The organism is Micromonospora sp. LOL_023, from assembly GCF_048060115.1.
GTDB lineage: Bacteria > Actinomycetota > Actinomycetes > Mycobacteriales > Micromonosporaceae > Micromonospora_E.
In genome coordinates this window covers 1-15,293 of sequence record NZ_JBHMIM010000031.1, presented here as the reverse complement: position 1 = coordinate 15,293, position 15,293 = coordinate 1, and the positions used below count along the sequence as shown (strand labels likewise).

Sequence of the window (15,293 nt, the reverse complement as noted above, 5' to 3'; positions counted from 1 at the left end):
CGAGTGCGCTAAGGTTTACACATCGCCGCGGGGTGGAGCAGCTCGGTAGCTCGCTGGGCTCATAACCCAGAGGTCGCAGGTTCAAATCCTGTCCCCGCTACCACGGTGAACGGCCCGCCAGGGATTCCCTGGCGGGCCGTTTCGCATCCGGATGCCACCCGGGCTCGCCGGGACTCACCGGGACGCACCAGGGACCCAACCGGGCGGAAATCCGGCCCGCCCGGTCGGCCCGGCCCCGCAGCAGGGATCCGGGCCGACCGGCCCGCGATCAGCTTGCCGCCTCCCACGACCAGGTCTGGATCAACTGCGAGTCGTCCTGTTCGACCGTGAGCTGGTTGCCGACACCGTGATCGGACAGGTACAGGTCCTGTGGCACTCCGCCCACGACGGTACGGTTCGCCAGCGTGAACGACAGCGACCCCTGATGCTCGCACCACAGATAGCCGTCGGTGTTGCCCCGGAAGCGGTGCAGCGCAACCGGTGCACCATCGGCGGGTATCCCAACCGGTGCGGCGGCCAGGTAGCCGCCCGCGTTGGCCAGGTAGGAGCAGTCCTGGCCTTCGGTCTGCCCAGCCGGGATGACGCTGAACCGTTGGTTGTCGCCGTCGTTCTCGGCGTACAGGATCGCCGGCGTGCCGTCCGCGCTGCCCCGACCGGAGATGTCGACCACCAGGTCGGTCTGCTCCGGTGGGAAGTGGTTGATCTCCCGCAGGTCGGACATGGACTCACTGGTCTGGAAGAACCAGCGTTGCTCGGCCGAGCCGTCCCAGTCCCGCCCGGCGACCGAGCGTGCGCCGGGCAGCGAGGTCAGCATCTGCCCGGTCACCATGTTGCGTAGCGTCCACGTCCCGTCGCCCTGATAGTCGGGCCGCCAGAACTGATCCGCCGCCTCGCTGGGCCAGTGCACCACCGGTGCGTTCGCCGCCCCCTGCGCCTGGCCCATGAAGTTGCGGGTGACCGCGTGAACCAGCCGGTAGTAGGACGGGAACTCCGCGCTCTCGTCCAACCACCACGGCTGCTCGAAACCCGAATGGAACGGTATGTCGAGGATGCCGTTGCCGGTGCCGAAAGGGTCGATGTCGGCGACATTGGTGGTGCCGGCGTTGCGCAGCACCGCGTTGCCGGGCGGGGTCGGCTGCGCCACGAGTTCCGGCGGCGAGGCAGCGGCCTCCAGGACCAGCCGGAACCGGGCCGGCAGATGATCCGACAACAGGACCTGCGACAGGGTCTCGGAGCCGGTGATCCGGGGTACGTTGCCGGTGTCCGGCACCACCGCGTAGTCGAGATACCGCTGTGGATCCGCGGTCGGGTGGGTTGGCGACGGCGGAGCGTGCACCCGGGACTGCCCGGCGGGCAGCGCGTTGGCCAGACTGTCCGGATCGCGGTTGAAGTCGCCCATCGCGACCCAGTCCAGTGGCTGGTTGCCCGGCCCGGCGGTGAGCATCCGCTGTCGGATCGCGCCGAGCAGTCCCGGCATGTCGTTTCCGTTGCCGGAGAAGCCGTGCACGGTGAAGAAGACCGTGCCGCCGACGTTCACGCCCAGCGCCGGCCGGCCGCCCATCGGCGAGGCGACCACGAAGATTCCGTCCGCTGGTACCTGGCTGCGGGAGGCGACGGCCAGATTGACCCGGCCCGGCCCGTTCACCGAGGTGTCCGTGTGCAACCAGTAGAGGTAGCCCTGGGGGCGGCGGGCGGTCCCGCCGAGGCGGTACTCCCGCACCGGCGGGAACATCCCGCCGGCCCGCTGGAAGTCGGCCTGCTGGTGGTCGGTCAGCAGCCCGGCACTGGGCGGTGGCGAACCGGCCTCCTGCAGGGCGATCACCGTGGCGCCGCCGGTCACGGCCAGCGGCAGGACGCCGTTGGCGTACTTGTCCTCGTACTCGCCGTCCTGGCCGCTCCAGCCGCCGGACGTGCCGGCGCCCTGCATGTTCCAGGTGGCCGCCTGGCGGACCTCCTCGACGCGGGGGTCGAGCTGACCGACGTTGGTCAGGAACAGCGACGGTTGACGGTACCCGGTGACGGCGACGACGCCCCGGCCGCCGGTGTAGTCGAGAGTCTCCCGACCCGACCAGTCGGGGATCACCGACCCGGCTGCGCTCAGATGGCGGAACTGGCCCGGGTGGGCCGGATCGGAGCCGAAGTGGTAGACCGTATCGGCCGGGTCGGTGGTGCCGGTCACCGAGTACGGCTCGTACGTGACGTACGGGCCGCCGGGAGTGAGTTGCTTGGACAGTTCGTTGTGGTAGAAGACGTTCTGCGGCCCGGCCGACCCGGACCATTTGATCGCCTTCGGTCCGGCCGCCCACCAGATCGGATACCAGGTGCCCTCGTCGATCTGGCCGCCCTCGCCGCCGCAGTTGGCGGTGCAGCTGCTCGAACTGTGCTCGTACGGCACCCGCACGGTGTTGGCCTCGAACAGGTTGTACCGTTCCCAGCCGCCGTGCAGGTTCAGGTCCGAGTCGAAGTCGTTACGAAACGCCACGTTTCCGCTGGCCGACCACTGGAAGGTGAAGTGCCGCAGGTTGCGGCTGGTGTTGTACGCGTACAGCGAGTCCCAGACGCGGCTGCCGCGCAGGTAGCCGTTGCCGCCCTTGCCCTTGTTCCAGGCCCCGTCGAAGGTGCTGTCCTCGATCTGCAGGTTGCGGGCGACCTCTGTGACAACCGGGTGGGATCCGGTCATCGTGCCGGACAGGCCGCGGACCCAGCTGTTGGCCGCCCACTTGAACAGCACCCCGTTCATGGCGTACTCGGGGGCGAGATTGCCGTAGTCGTGCACCGCGTCGGCCGGGTCGAGGGCGTAGTTGCCGCCGCCGAGCTTGGGCAGCCCGGTCATCTCCTGGGTGAAGGCGAAGTTCTCCAGCCCGACGCCCACGACCGCGGTCAGCGGGGTGACCTTGCTGGCGAACGGTGTCCCGGCCCCCAGCGGCGGTGAGCCGTCGGAGACCGAGTCGACCGGCAGGTCGAACTCCAGTGGCCGGTCCAGGGTGATCGTCCTGGCGGACGAGTCCACCCGGGTGGTCCGGAACATCTGCTGTCGCATGTGGAGGTCTTCCATCATGCCGGAGTGTTCGGCGTAGGTGACGCCCTGCTGTTCGTAGAAGTTGACGCTGTTGGCCGCGCCGACCCAGACGTAGCCGCCGGGGGAGAACTTGCTCATGTCGGTGTTGCCGGCCAGGTGGATGACGCTCTGCCCGGCGCGGGCGGAGAACCCCGGGTCGTCGCTGCGGCCGGTGAGTTTCTGCCCGGAGGCCCAGTGCTGGTTGACGGAGCCTTCGAACAGATCCTTGCGGTTGGTCGGCGCCGCCTGCCACTCGTCCTGGTAGCGGCTGGCCACCTCGCGGGTCTGCACCTTGAACAGCGCCCGGCCCGGCCAGATCCAGCCGCCCCTGCCGATGTCGTTGCCGCTGCCGTAGCTCATTCCGTTCGGTTCCCAGCGGCTGCCGTCGGCGCTGAGGGTGTCGTAGCGGGTGTCGGTGTTCGGCCGGAACACCACCTGGGTGCCGCCGGCACCGGCTCCCTTGCCGCGCAGTATCAGGAAGTTCGCGTCGACGTAGATCTGCCGGGACACGTCTATCCGGCCGGCCGGCAGGGTGATCAGTGACAGCCGGTGGAAGTTGGCCGATGGCGAGCACGCGTTCCGGATGTGGTCGATGGCGGCCTGCAGGCCGGCGCTGTCGTCGAGGCCGTCGTCGGCGACCACGTTGAACTCGCCGGCCAACCAGTTCGAGTCGAGGCGGCAGGCCGTGTCCGAGGTCGTCATGCGGTCGTCGGGCAGCGGCTGTCCACCCTGGTAGCCCACCCGCGACCAGTCGGGTAGTCCGTCTACGCCGCCGCGGATCCGGTTGGCCATGCTCAGGTCGGGTCGGCTGGTGGACTGAGAGCTGATCGCGGTCAGGTGAGCTGCGGTCGCCGGGTTGCCGGCCTCTGCCATCGGCGTCGAACTCCACGACGGACCGTGGAGTGCGGCCGCGAGTGCGGCGGCCAACAGCAAGCGGTGTGTCATCACCCGACCAGCCTCGTCCAGCAACTGGCGACCGGCCATCAGCGGCAGTGTCTATGTTCGCCATTTGTCGATCTGCTGGTGATTGCGGTCCGGTCCGTCGACTCGCGGATCTACTCGGTCTGCTCCCGTATCGTCTCGGCCGCGTCGAGCAGCTCGCCGATGGTGCGGGGCCTGCCGGCAGCGGCGTCGGCCGCCGCCGTACCGGTGTCGGCCCGGAACCGTTGTCGCAGCTCGGCGGTGGCGGTTCGCGCGTCGCCGGTGAGCAGCCGGATCAGGGTGGCGTCCTTGTCGGCGGCCGGCAGCGCGGCTACCCAGGCGGCCAGAGCCGCCGGATCGTCGGCGTCCGGCCCGCTGCCCGATCCAATGGGCGGGCTGGCCTGCGCGGCGGCGGCGACCAGGTGCGGGTCGATCCGCAGGAAGTCGACGAAGCCCTGCAACGCGCCGGTCAGGTCGGCGAGCCCGGCCGGCACCGGTGGCTCGGTTGCCTCGTCGCCGAACTCGCCGCCTTGGATCTGCAGCAGCCAGGCGAGGTAGAGCGCCCGGTGGTCCCCGGCGGCCAGGTGCTCGCGGATCGACACCATCGGGCCGAGCAGGCCTTCGCCGCTGTGCTCGAAGTCCTCGTCCTCCTCCTCGCTGGAGAAGTTGAGGATCAGGTGTTCGTCGGCCTGGTACGCCTCGGCCGGCTCGGCCCAGCAGTACTGCTGCGCGGTTTCCAGATCGAGCAGCTGCAGCGGGAGCCGGAGCACGAGCTGCCGGGTGCCCCAGTTGGCGAGGTAGAGGTGCGCGTCGAAGTATTCCTCGACCATGGCGAGCGGGTCGCCTTTGAAGTCGCCCCAGTCGTACGTGTTGGTGAAGCTGGTATGGGTGATCTCTGCGCGGGTCGACATCTCGCGGAGCTCGTCCATCTGCTTACCGTCGAGCGGCCGGTCGATGGCCAGGAATTCGTAGTACTGATACTCACTCACCCGGCCATCATTCACCCGGCCATCACCGATCGTCGTCCGGGGTCGCCGGTGACTCGCCGGTCGGCGGCTGCCGCCGCCACACCGTCGCGGCGGATCGGGCCGAAGCGGTACGGATTGAGGGTCGCCAGAGGATAGCGGTACGTCGAGAAGCGCGGCTATGCTCTGGCGTTCTGCACCGGATCATACCCCTGTGGAGAGTTGTGGATCATCAGCGTGTTCGTCGGCTTGCCAAGCAGTCTGCCAACTTCGGGTTCCTTGTGGATCATGAACTGCTGGTCTGGTACGGCGTGGGCACCGAGTCGCTGATCTACGTGGACGCCCAGGCGTCAATGTTCAAGGCACGGGCCTTCGGCGACACCCTCGCCCGTGAGCTGGTCAATCGCACCGGCACCCGGACGGAGAGCGACAGCTTCTTCCACCAGGTGCGGGCGCTCAACGCGGCCGGCGTCCTCACTCCGAAGATCCACGAGGCGTTCACCCGGCTGCGCAAGGTCGGCAACCAGGCCGTCCACGACCACCTCGACCAGGTACGGACCGCGCTGGAGCTGCTGCGCGACTGCTTCGAGCTGGGTGTGTGGTTCCACCGGGCGTTGACCGACGACCGCCGCCCGATCGGTTTCGTGCCGCCCAGCCCACCACGGCAGCAGGTGCCGCGGCACATCGTCGACGGTCTGCGGGCCGAGCTGGACCGCTACCGCCAGGAGCTGGCCGAGGCGAAACTGCTGCTCCACGGGCAGCCGTCGGTGGCGGCAGCGCAGGCAGCGGCGCGGGCCGCCGCCGACCGGGCGGTCACCGAATCGGCGGCCCGCCGGACCGTCGCCGCCGAGCTGGTCGCCGACCTGGAGCCGCAGATGACCGCGGCCAGTCAGGAGTTCGCCGCCCGCAAACCGGCGAAGGTGTCGGCGGCCAAGCGCGAGGACTTCATCAGCCGCGCCCGGCGCGCCTCGGCCGAGCCGCTCAACGAGGTGCAGACCCGGGCCGAGATCGACCGGCAGCTCACCGCCGCCGGCTGGCAGGTCCAGGACGAAACCCAGATCAACCTGTACGCGGGGGACAGCGGCGTCGCCGGGGTCGCCGTACGGGAGGTGACCCTGGCGACCGGTCGGGCCGACTACCTGCTCTACGTACAGCAGAAACTGGTCGGGGTGGTCGAAGCCAAGCGGGAAGGCACCGCGCCGCGCGGGGTGGAGGCGCAGCTGGACCGCTACCTGCACGGGTTGACCGCCGCGCAGCGGATGTCGGCGTGGCGGCGGGACGCGCCGCTGCCGTTCGGCTACGTCGCCACCGGCACCGAGACGGCGTTCGTCAACCTGCTCGACCCGCAGCCGCGTACCCGGGAGGTGTTCGCCTTTCACCGGCCGCAGACCCTCGCGCGGTGGATGCGCGAGGCCGACGACGACCCGGCGGCGCCGACGCTGCGCGCCCGGCTGCGGCAGCTGCCGCCACTGCCGGAGCAGGGGCTGCGGCGGGCCCAGATCGACGCGGTACGCGGCCTCGAAGGGGCCCTGGCCGCCGACCGCCCCCGGTCGCTGATCCAGATGGCGACCGGTGCGGGGAAGACGTTCATGGCGGTGACCAGCAGCTACCGGCTGCTGCACCACGCCAAGGCGACCCGAGTGCTGTTCCTGGTCGACCGCAACAACCTGGGCCGGCAGACACTGCGCGAGTACGCCGGCTACGCCACGCCGGGCGACGGGCGCAAGTTCACCGAGCTGTTCAACGTGGACCGGCTGACCGGGTCGGGCATGCTCGACTCGTCGGCGGTGGTGATCTCCACGATCCAGCGGCTGTACGGCGCGCTGTGCGGCCGGGAGCTGCCGGACGCCGACGTCGACGACCAGGCGTACGACAGCTATGAGCTGGACGAACCGGCGCAGGTCGCCTACAACCCGGCCATCCCGCCGGAAGCGTTCGATCTGATCATCGTGGACGAATGCCACCGGTCGATCTACGGCAAGTGGCGGGCGGTGCTGGAGTACTTCGACGCGTTCATGGTCGGGCTGACCGCCACGCCGGTGAAGCAGACCCTCGGCTTCTTCCAGCAGAACCTGGTCTCGGAGTACACCTACGAGCAGGCCGTCGCCGACGGGGTCAACGTCGACTTCGACGTCTACCGGATCCGCACGGAGATCACCGACGCCGGAGCGACCATCGAGGCCCGGACGGTGGTGCCGTTGCGTGACCGGCGTACCCGCGCCGAGCGCTACCAGGAGCTGGAGGAGGACTTCAGCTACGCAGGCTCCGACGTCGGCCGGTCGGTGATTTCGAAGGGGCAGCTGAAGCTGGTGCTGGAAACCTTCCGGGACCGGCTGTTCACCGAGATCTTCCCCGGCCGTACGACCGTCCCCAAGACGTTGATCTTCGCCCGGGACGACAACCACGCCGAAGAGATCGTCAAGATGGTCCGGCTGGTCTTCGACCGGAGCAACGACTTCGCCACCAAGATCACGTACGCGTCGAAGCGCACCGGTGACAACCCCGACGACCTGATCCAGGCGCTACGCAACAGCCCCGAGCTGCGGATCGCCGTCACCGTCGACATGATCGCCACCGGCACCGACGTCCGGCCGCTGGAATGCCTGCTGTTCCTGCGGCAGGTGCGCACCGCCACCTACTTCGAGCAGATGAAAGGCCGGGGCGCCCGCACCATCGACCCCGCGTCTTTCCAGTCCGTCACCCCGGACGCCCAGGTCAAGAAGCGGTTCGTCATCGTCGACGCGGTCGGCGTCACCGAACAGGAGCTGGACGAGGCGGTGCCGCTGCACCGGCGCACCGAAGCGCAGATCTCGCTGAAGGAACTGCTCGGCAAGGCCGGCACCCTCACCGCCGACGCCGACGAGGTCGCGACCCTGGCCGCCCGGCTGGCCCGACTCGACCGCCAACTCACCGACGACGAACGCGCCGAACTGACCGACCTCGCCGACGGCCAACCCCTGGCCGCGATCGCCCGCCGACTCACCGACGCCGTCGCCCCCGAATCGCTCATCCCCGCCCACGCCGCCGGCCCCGACGCTGTCCGCGACCTGCTCGCCGAAGCCCTCCGGCCGCTCGCCGCCGCACCGCAGCTGCGGCAACGCATCCTGGAGATCCGCCGCGCCCACGACATCACCATCGACGAGGTCAACCGGGACACCCTGCTGTCCGCCGCCGGAGTGCCGGCCGCCGAACGCGCCCAGAAGGTCGTCCACAGCTGGCACGCCTACCTGGAGGAACACCGCGACGAGATCACCGCGTTGCAGGTCTTCTTCGACGGCAAAGGCCGGGTCGACTTCGACCAGCTCAAAGAGCTGGCCGCGCGGATATCGCGGCCCCCGCAGGCGTGGACCCCGGACCGGCTGTGGGAGGCGTACGTGCAGCTCGGCCGCACCGCCGAAGCTCCCGGCGACCGAGGCGTCACCGACCTGATCACCCTGGTCCGCTACGAGCTGGGCGTCGACCAGGAGTTGCGCCCCTACCGGTCGGTCGTCGAAGAACGCTTCACCGGGTGGCTGCTGCGCCAGGAACAGGCCGGCACCGCCTTCACCCCCGAACAACTCTGGTGGCTGGAAAGGATCAAGAACGTGATAGCGGTGAGTGTTGCAGTCACCCCCGACGACCTGGACGGTGCCCCGTTCACCGAACGCGGCGGCATCGACGGCTACGTCCAGACCTTCGGTGCCCAGGCCGAACCCCTCATCACCGAACTCAACCAGGAACTGACCGCATGAGCGACCTACCCCCCGGCTGGGAATGGGCCAAGCTGCGGGACATCGTCACCCGGATCGAGGCGGGCAAGTCGTTCACCTGTGACCCTCGGCCGGCACGGGACAACGAGTGGGGCGTCATCAAGGTGAGCGCCATGACCTGGGGAGAGTTCCGTGAATCGGAGAACAAGGCCGTGCCAGATGGCCGGGGGATCGACCCACGCCACGAGATCGCGCCAGGAGACCTGCTCGTCAGCCGAGCAAACACCGTGGAGTACGTGGGAGCGCCGGTGCTCGTGCGCACCTGTCGGCCACGTCTGCTGCTCAGCGACAAGAGCCTCCGACTGGTCGTCGCGGATGAAGTTGACCGGAAGTGGTTGCTGCATGCACTCTCCTCGCCGAGTATCCGACGTCAAATCTCTCATCGATCCACTGGCCAGCAGGAGTCGATGCGAAACGTCTCTCAACAGGCACTACTGGACATGGACATCCCAGTCCCGCCGCTCGCCGAGCAGCGCCGCATCGTTGCCGATTTGGAGATCCACTTGGCGAATCTCGATGCTGCGGCCGCAGGTGTTGCGAAGGCTGCCGCAAGACTATCTGGTTGGCGCAATGTCCTCGCCAACTATGCGATAGGCGGGGGGCCTAAGACAAGGTCTGCCGCGCTCGACGAAAGTTGGATTTCTACCTCGATTGGGGACATCGCCGATGTTGGCACTGGGGCAACGCCGCTGAGGTCACGACGCGACTATTACGAGGGTGGAACGGTCCCCTGGGTCACGAGTTCGGCCGCTAACAGGCCCCACGTCGACAGCGCTGATGAGTTCATCACAGAGAAGGCGTTGTCTGAAACCTCGGTGAAGCTGTGGCCACCTGGCACGCTTCTCGTCGCGATGTATGGGGAGGGAAAGACACGGGGGCGATGCTCCGAGCTGCGGATTTCGGCCACGACGAATCAGGCATGTGCTGCAATCGTGATGCGTCCTGAGTATGAATGGCGACGGCCTTGGGTGAAGCTGGTGCTGCGGGCTCGCTATGGCGAAAACCGGAAGCTGGCCGCTGGTGGCGTTCAGCCTAATCTGAACCTCGGCATGATTCGTGCGATGCAGATTCCCTTACCGCCTCAGGACCAGCAAGACAGGTTTCTGCAGGAATTTGAGAGACAGGACAGCGTCGGAGCTGCTCTTGAGCAGAAGCTACGGGTGGTCGCTGCCAGAGCGCGCGTACTGAGGACTGCGTTGCTGGCGGAGGCGTTTGCGGGGCGGTTGGTGGAGCAGGAGCCAGCGGATGAGCCGGCGTCGGAGCTGCTGGCGCGCATTCGGGCGCAACGGGTGGTGGTGCCGAAGCAGCGGGGTCGGCGTACGGCCAAGGAGCTGGCAGCGCCCGCGACCAGGGCGATTGGGACCGATTTTCAGCAGGGAGAGTTGCCGCTGTGAGCAACGTGGATTCGCGCCGGCTGGTGCAGAAGCTGTGGAACTACTGCGACGTACTGCGCGACGACGGGGTCTCCACGATCGACTACGTGGAGCAGCTGACGTACCTGCTGTTCCTGAAGATGGCCGACGAGCGGGCCAACCGTGCGCTCAAGGCGGAGCAGATCGTGCCGGCGGAGCTGAGCTGGCAGACGCTGCTCGACAGCGACGGTGTCCGGCTGGAAGTGCAGTACCGCAACATCCTGAGCGGGCTCGGGCAGGAGTCCGGCACGCTCGGCACGATCTTCCGCAAGGCGCAGAACAAGATCCAGGACCCGGCGAAGCTCAAGAAGCTGATCGTCGACCTGATCGACAAGGAGCAGTGGTCGCAGGCCGGCGTCGACGTGAAGGGCGACGCCTACGAGGAGCTGCTGGCCAAGGGCGCGGAGGATGCCAAGTCGGGTGCCGGGCAGTACTTCACGCCGCGTGCGCTGATCGAGGCGATCGTCGACTGCGTGCAGCCGACCCCAGGCGACACGATCACCGACCCGGCGTGCGGCACCGGCGGGTTCCTGCTGTCGGCGTACGACTACATCCAGCGGCACCACGGCGACAGTCTGACCCGCGACCAAGCCCGGCACCTCGCCAACGGTGGGATCACCGGCACCGAGCTGGTCGACGGCACCGCACGGCTCGCGGCCATGAACATGCTGCTGCACGGCATCGGTACGCCGAGCGGCCCGTCGCTGATCGACGTCCGCGACTCGCTCGGGCGCGAGCCGGACGGCAAGGTCAGCCTGGTGCTGGCCAACCCGCCGTTCGGGCGCAGTTCGTCGATCCGCATGATCAGCGGGGACGGGCGGGCCAGCCGCGAGGATCGGGAGATCGAGCGCGCCGATTTCTGGGCAACGACGTCGAACAAGCAGCTCAACTTCGTGCAGCACATCGCCTCGATGCTGGAGATCGACGGGCGGGCCGCAGTTGTGCTGCCTGACAACGTGCTCTTCGAAGGCGGGGCGGGGGAGACGATCCGGCGGCGGCTGCTCAAGCAGTACGACCTGCACACAATGCTGCGGCTGCCGACCGGCATCTTCTACGCCGGTGGGGTCAAGGCCAACGTGCTGTTCTTCGAGCGCAAGCGTGCCCGCGAGGAGCCGTGGACCAGCAAGCTCTGGGTGTACGACTTCCGGACCAACCAGCACTTTACGCTCAAGCAGAATCCGCTGCGCCGGGAGCATCTGCAGGAGTTCGTCGACTGCTACCTGCCGGGCAAGGACCGGGCCGAGCGGGTGGAGAGCGAGCGGTTTCGGGCGTACGACTACGACGAGCTGCTGAGCCGGGACAAGGTCAACCTGGATATCACCTGGCTGAAGGACGCCTCGCTGGAGGACGCTGACGCGCTGCTGCCACCCGAGGGCATTGCCCAGGAGATCGTCGAAGACCTACAAGCCGCCCTACGCGAGTTCGCCGCCATCGCCGAAGCGTTATCCATTCGGTCAGATTCCAAAGCCGGTGAACAGAGGGGCCGGGGGTAGTGAGCGTACGTTTTATGCTTCCATCGTTGTAGCTGACGGAATCTTGATCGTCGGCGTAGTCGGCTTCTAACGATTGACGTCGGAACCCGATTTGTGGGTCGGCAAGTGTTCGAATTACCGAGAGGTGTGAAGCAGATTGAATGCGCAGGTGCAGGCATTCCTGGATGAGGCAAAGCAAAATTCGCGCACGCAACCACTCCGGATATCTGTTAGGCGGTTGCTGAGCTACTGGAATGCAAAGCGTCGCGGTTATTGGATCGTTGAGCAGATTCAGGAAGACCTCAATGGGGTCGGCCTGACCACGAATCCGCTATTCGATGATGTGTGGATCGATTCATATGTGGAGATTGTGCCTGTTGAGGTCGAAAGTCCGGGTATCAACTTGTCAGTTGCTGAAGTTTCTCCTGTATCGGAAGAATCTGGCGAGGATGACGTCTACCTTAGGGTCGGAAGCCTAAGCTCGGCCAATTCTGGCGTCGTGTCCGTTTCGCCCCACGATACCGTGAGGCGGGCGCAGTCGCTGATGCTTCGGCATGACTACTCGCAGCTGGCCGTCCTGTCTGGCGAGAGAGATCTGCGCGGTGCCGTCAGCTGGGAATCCATCGCGCAGGCAGCAATTCGCAACTGAGACCTTACTCTGTCTGCTGTTACTCAGCAGCCCGAGATTGTTCGCGAGGAAGATGACCTTCTTGCGCAGATTCCAAGGATCATATCAGCAAACTTCGTATTCGTGCAGGCGCATGATAAGCGAATCATTGGCATCGTTACGACGGCGGATATTAGTAAAGAATTTGCGCAGACGGCCAATCCGTTCTTTGTCATAGGTGAGATTGAGAGAAGATTGCGAAGGATTCTGGATGCAACATTCTCGGCTGATGAGCTGGCGAGCGTCCGTGATTCTACAGATACTAAGAGGGTCGTCAGGAAGGCCGATCATCTTACCTTTGGTGAATACGTGCGCATTCTTGAAAACCCAGGAAACTGGGATAAGCTCAAGTGGAACCTTGACAGGCGGACCTTCATAGAGGCGTTGCATGAGGTCCGCATCCTTCGAAATGAGGTCATGCACTTTAGCCCGGATCCGCTTGACGAGGATGCCGTCGCGATATTGCGGAATTTCGCACAGTGGTTGCGCAAGATTTCGCCTCGCTGAGGCTGACGATTCTCCTTCACTACCAGAGGAGTGGTTTGCGGTTGTAGAAGAGCTGGCCGGTGGGTCCGTCGTCGGGGAGTGTCGCCAGCCAGGTGAAGGTGTCGGCTGCTTCGTCGGGGGTGTGGTTGGCCTTGCCATAGGTGAGGCGGGTGTCGACCTTCCCCGGCGATGCGGTGTTAACGAGGATGTTGTGCTCGTTTAGCTCTGCCGCGAGGATTTGGGTGAGCGCGTTGACGCCGGCTTTGGAGACTCGGTAGGAGACGCTGCCGGTGCCCATCTCGACTGAGGTGCCCATGTGGCTGGTGACGTTGACGATAGGGCCGTATCCGTTTCGCTTCATCTCGGGGATGACGGCGGTGCAGCAGCGCCAGGTGCCTACGAGGTTGGCGTTGAGGGTTGCGGCGACCTTCTCCATGTCTGCCGCGCTGGCGGCCTGGCTGGCCTCGGTCGATGGCGATGGCGGCGTTGTTGACCAGGACATCGAGCCGGCCGTACTGGTAGCCGACGTCTGCCATGGCGCGGGCGACGCTGGCTGGGTCGATGATGTCGAGCTGGTGACCCGAGACCGACAGGCCGAGCCCGGCCAACTCGGCGGCGGTCCGCTCCGCGGCTTCCTCACTTCTTGCGGTGACCACGACGTGGAGGCCGGCCTGGGCGAGCTGCTGGGCGATTGCTCGGCCGAGCCCTCGGTTGCTCCGGTGACCACCGCAACGCGCTGGAGTGCCGAGGCTGCGCCGACATCTGCTGCTGCCTGCGTGGCCTGAGGACTGCTACCGGTGGGTTGGTCAGTCACGGTGGGCGCCAGGAGGCCAGATGACGGTCACGGGGACGCCATGAGACTTGGCGTAGGCGACGACGTCGGCGGTGCCACCGTAAGCTCGGGCGGGCATGCCGTCCCAAATGGCGAAGAGCCGATCCGACTGGTCGACCATCAACTCGCTTGCGGCCATGTGGGCATCCGAGTTGGAGATGCGGTAGTCGCAGCGGTGGACAGCGGCGGCCTGGCTGATCAACTTGTCGTACGCGGCGTGGGCGTGTTCGGGCAGGCCGTCGCGGTACTGCTGGGCGGGGACGACAACTTCAAGCTGACCGCCGTGCCGGAGCACCGCCTCGGCGAAGAGCTGATCTGCCCCGTCAGCGAGGCAGGTGACGCCAACGAGGTCGCCGGCCAAGCGCGCGAGTTGCGCATCGAGGGCTCGCACGACAAGGCCGCTGACCTCGTCGCTGAGCCCTCGATGTCCGGTGATGGCTATCCGCACTGGATGCCAGGTCAGTGCTTAGAGCTGACCTCAGCGATGAACGACTGCCAGGCGGCCGGCACGAAGGTCAGGGTGCCGCTGTCGCGGTCCTTGCTGTCGCGAACGAGCACGCGACCAGGGACGTTGTCGGCGACTTCCACACACTCGCCGCCGTTGCTGCTGCTACGGGAGGACGTACGCCAGATCGGGTCAACTGTGTTCATCGAACATCCTTTGGATCAGGTCTCGTGACTGCCGGCCGGACAGGGCTACATCGCTAACATTCTCCCACAACTTCTCCAGCCTCCCCACCTCGCGAGCGGTGGAGATGATCCGCCCGGCGAGTTGGTCGTCGAGATAGCCGACGCGGTCGTCATTGACCAGGGTCGCGACGATGAACGCGCCGGCCTGGCCAGCGTGTAGGCCGACGGAGAAGGGGATTATCCGCACGAGGACGTTCGGTCGGTGGCCGATGTCGACCAGGTGCGCAAGCTGGTCTTTCATGATCGATGGGTCGCCGTAACGTAGGGCGGGCTCGCCGATGATCGCGGTCAACGTCACCGGGTCGGCTCGGTCGAGCGTGGCAGCTTTTCGTTCCATCCGCTCGCGGGTCATCTCCTCGATCTGCAATTCGGTGTGCGCACCTGCGGTGATGATCGCTCGGGCGTACTCCTCGGTCTGGAGCAATCCGGGGATGACCAGCGGCTGGTGCATCCGCAGGAGGGTCGCCCGCTCCTCGTTCTCCGTCCAAGGACGCAGCCCAGGGGCGACAGCCTCCCCGCGCGCCTCCTCGGCGAGCTCCCGCATCTCCCGTCCGGTGCCCAGAACCTTGTCAAGACCATCGGCGATGTCGAGCGGCGGGATCGACTTGCCGGACTCGTAGTTTCCGATCTGTGATCCGCTAATAGGGATCTTGGCTCCGAGAGCGTCTTGTGACATGCCTTGAGCCATGCGTTGTCGGCGAAGCGCGTGTCGAAACTCGTTCGTGTCAGGCAACTTGACGCTCCCAGAGTTAGTGGTTGGTGAGTGCCCACCCGACATCTTCCGCCGGTTTACCTCTCCCGTCCAGGGTGGAATCAGGTTCTCGATTCGAATTGGGGAGGGACGAATGTTGACCTTGGTAGGAGTCGTGTTGGCGGCGCTGGGTGGGTTGTGCGTCGGCTTCTTCACGTTCCGGTTGAAGCAGCGGTGGTGTCCGAGGTGTGGGGCGACGTTGCGGTGTCCGGATTGTGCCACGGCCCCGGCGTTGTTCCGGCTTGAGAGGTTCTGTCCGTGTTGAGAACCGGACACGAGGCGAGTTGCGG

11 protein-coding genes, 1 tRNA gene and 1 pseudogene are annotated in these 15,293 nt (G+C 66.5%); 6 read left to right on the top strand and 7 right to left on the bottom strand.

Annotation, left to right across the window (positions count from 1 at the left end):
* The first annotated feature begins 26 nt into the window (after nucleotides 1–26).
* Nucleotides 27–103, top strand: a tRNA-Met gene (locus ACFHVL_RS17700).
* Between the two features lie 165 nt (nucleotides 104–268).
* Here the strand turns inward: ACFHVL_RS17700 and ACFHVL_RS17695 are convergent.
* Together ACFHVL_RS17695 and ACFHVL_RS17690 are read right to left on the bottom strand one after the other, a co-directional pair.
* Nucleotides 269–4,042: an RICIN domain-containing protein gene (locus ACFHVL_RS17695; protein ID WP_416629150.1), complete on the bottom strand. Its 3,774-nt coding sequence runs from the start codon at nucleotides 4,040–4,042 to the stop codon at nucleotides 269–271.
* Nucleotides 4,043–4,113: 71 nt separating this feature from the next.
* Nucleotides 4,114–4,968 (bottom strand): hypothetical protein, encoded by an 855-nt coding sequence (locus ACFHVL_RS17690; RefSeq protein ID WP_416629149.1) that lies wholly within the window; start codon nucleotides 4,966–4,968, stop codon nucleotides 4,114–4,116.
* A 257-nt stretch (nucleotides 4,969–5,225) separates the two neighbouring features.
* On the opposite strand from ACFHVL_RS17690, the gene ACFHVL_RS17685 reads away from it, so the two are divergent.
* The 5 genes from ACFHVL_RS17685 (at nucleotide 5,226) to ACFHVL_RS17665 (ending at nucleotide 12,751) form a co-directional block, all read left to right on the top strand.
* Nucleotides 5,226–8,675, top strand: a complete 3,450-nt coding sequence (locus ACFHVL_RS17685) for a type I restriction-modification enzyme R subunit C-terminal domain-containing protein (RefSeq protein WP_416629148.1) — start codon at nucleotides 5,226–5,228, stop codon at nucleotides 8,673–8,675.
* The gene (locus ACFHVL_RS17680) at nucleotides 8,672–10,087 is read left to right on the top strand and encodes a restriction endonuclease subunit S (RefSeq protein WP_416629147.1); all 1,416 of its coding nucleotides are present in this window, start codon (nucleotides 8,672–8,674) and stop codon (nucleotides 10,085–10,087) included. Before ACFHVL_RS17685 ends, ACFHVL_RS17680 begins: the two co-directional genes overlap by 4 nt.
* Nucleotides 10,084–11,598, top strand: coding sequence for a type I restriction-modification system subunit M (locus ACFHVL_RS17675; RefSeq protein ID WP_416629146.1), 1,515 nt, complete (start codon nucleotides 10,084–10,086; stop codon nucleotides 11,596–11,598). Before ACFHVL_RS17680 ends, ACFHVL_RS17675 begins: the two co-directional genes overlap by 4 nt.
* A 136-nt stretch (nucleotides 11,599–11,734) precedes the next feature.
* Nucleotides 11,735–12,226: a CBS domain-containing protein gene (locus ACFHVL_RS17670; protein ID WP_416629145.1), complete on the top strand. Its 492-nt coding sequence runs from the start codon at nucleotides 11,735–11,737 to the stop codon at nucleotides 12,224–12,226.
* 102 nt (nucleotides 12,227–12,328) lie between these two features.
* Nucleotides 12,329–12,751 (top strand): hypothetical protein, encoded by a 423-nt coding sequence (locus ACFHVL_RS17665; protein ID WP_416629143.1) that lies wholly within the window; start codon nucleotides 12,329–12,331, stop codon nucleotides 12,749–12,751.
* A gap of 19 nt (nucleotides 12,752–12,770) precedes the next feature.
* Here the strand turns inward: ACFHVL_RS17665 and ACFHVL_RS17660 are convergent, their stop codons facing one another.
* From ACFHVL_RS17660 to ACFHVL_RS17640, 5 genes and pseudogenes are all read right to left on the bottom strand, one after another.
* A complete protein-coding gene (locus tag ACFHVL_RS17660) occupies nucleotides 12,771–13,166 on the bottom strand; it encodes an SDR family NAD(P)-dependent oxidoreductase (protein WP_416629142.1) in 396 nt (131 codons plus the stop codon).
* 91 nt (nucleotides 13,167–13,257) lie between these two features.
* Nucleotides 13,258–13,422 (bottom strand): annotated as a pseudogene (locus tag ACFHVL_RS17655) (SDR family NAD(P)-dependent oxidoreductase); the annotation flags it as partial.
* 114 nt (nucleotides 13,423–13,536) lie between these two features.
* On the bottom strand, nucleotides 13,537–13,953 hold the full coding sequence (locus ACFHVL_RS17650) for a hypothetical protein (RefSeq protein ID WP_416629141.1): 417 nt from the start codon (nucleotides 13,951–13,953) through the stop codon (nucleotides 13,537–13,539).
* A gap of 68 nt (nucleotides 13,954–14,021) precedes the next feature.
* On the bottom strand, nucleotides 14,022–14,213 hold the full coding sequence (locus tag ACFHVL_RS17645; protein ID WP_416629140.1) for a DUF397 domain-containing protein: 192 nt from the start codon (nucleotides 14,211–14,213) through the stop codon (nucleotides 14,022–14,024).
* Nucleotides 14,200–15,293: helix-turn-helix domain-containing protein (locus tag ACFHVL_RS17640; RefSeq protein ID WP_416629139.1), on the bottom strand; the 1,094-nt coding region annotated here is incomplete at its 5' end. The genes ACFHVL_RS17640 and ACFHVL_RS17645, both read right to left, overlap by 14 nt.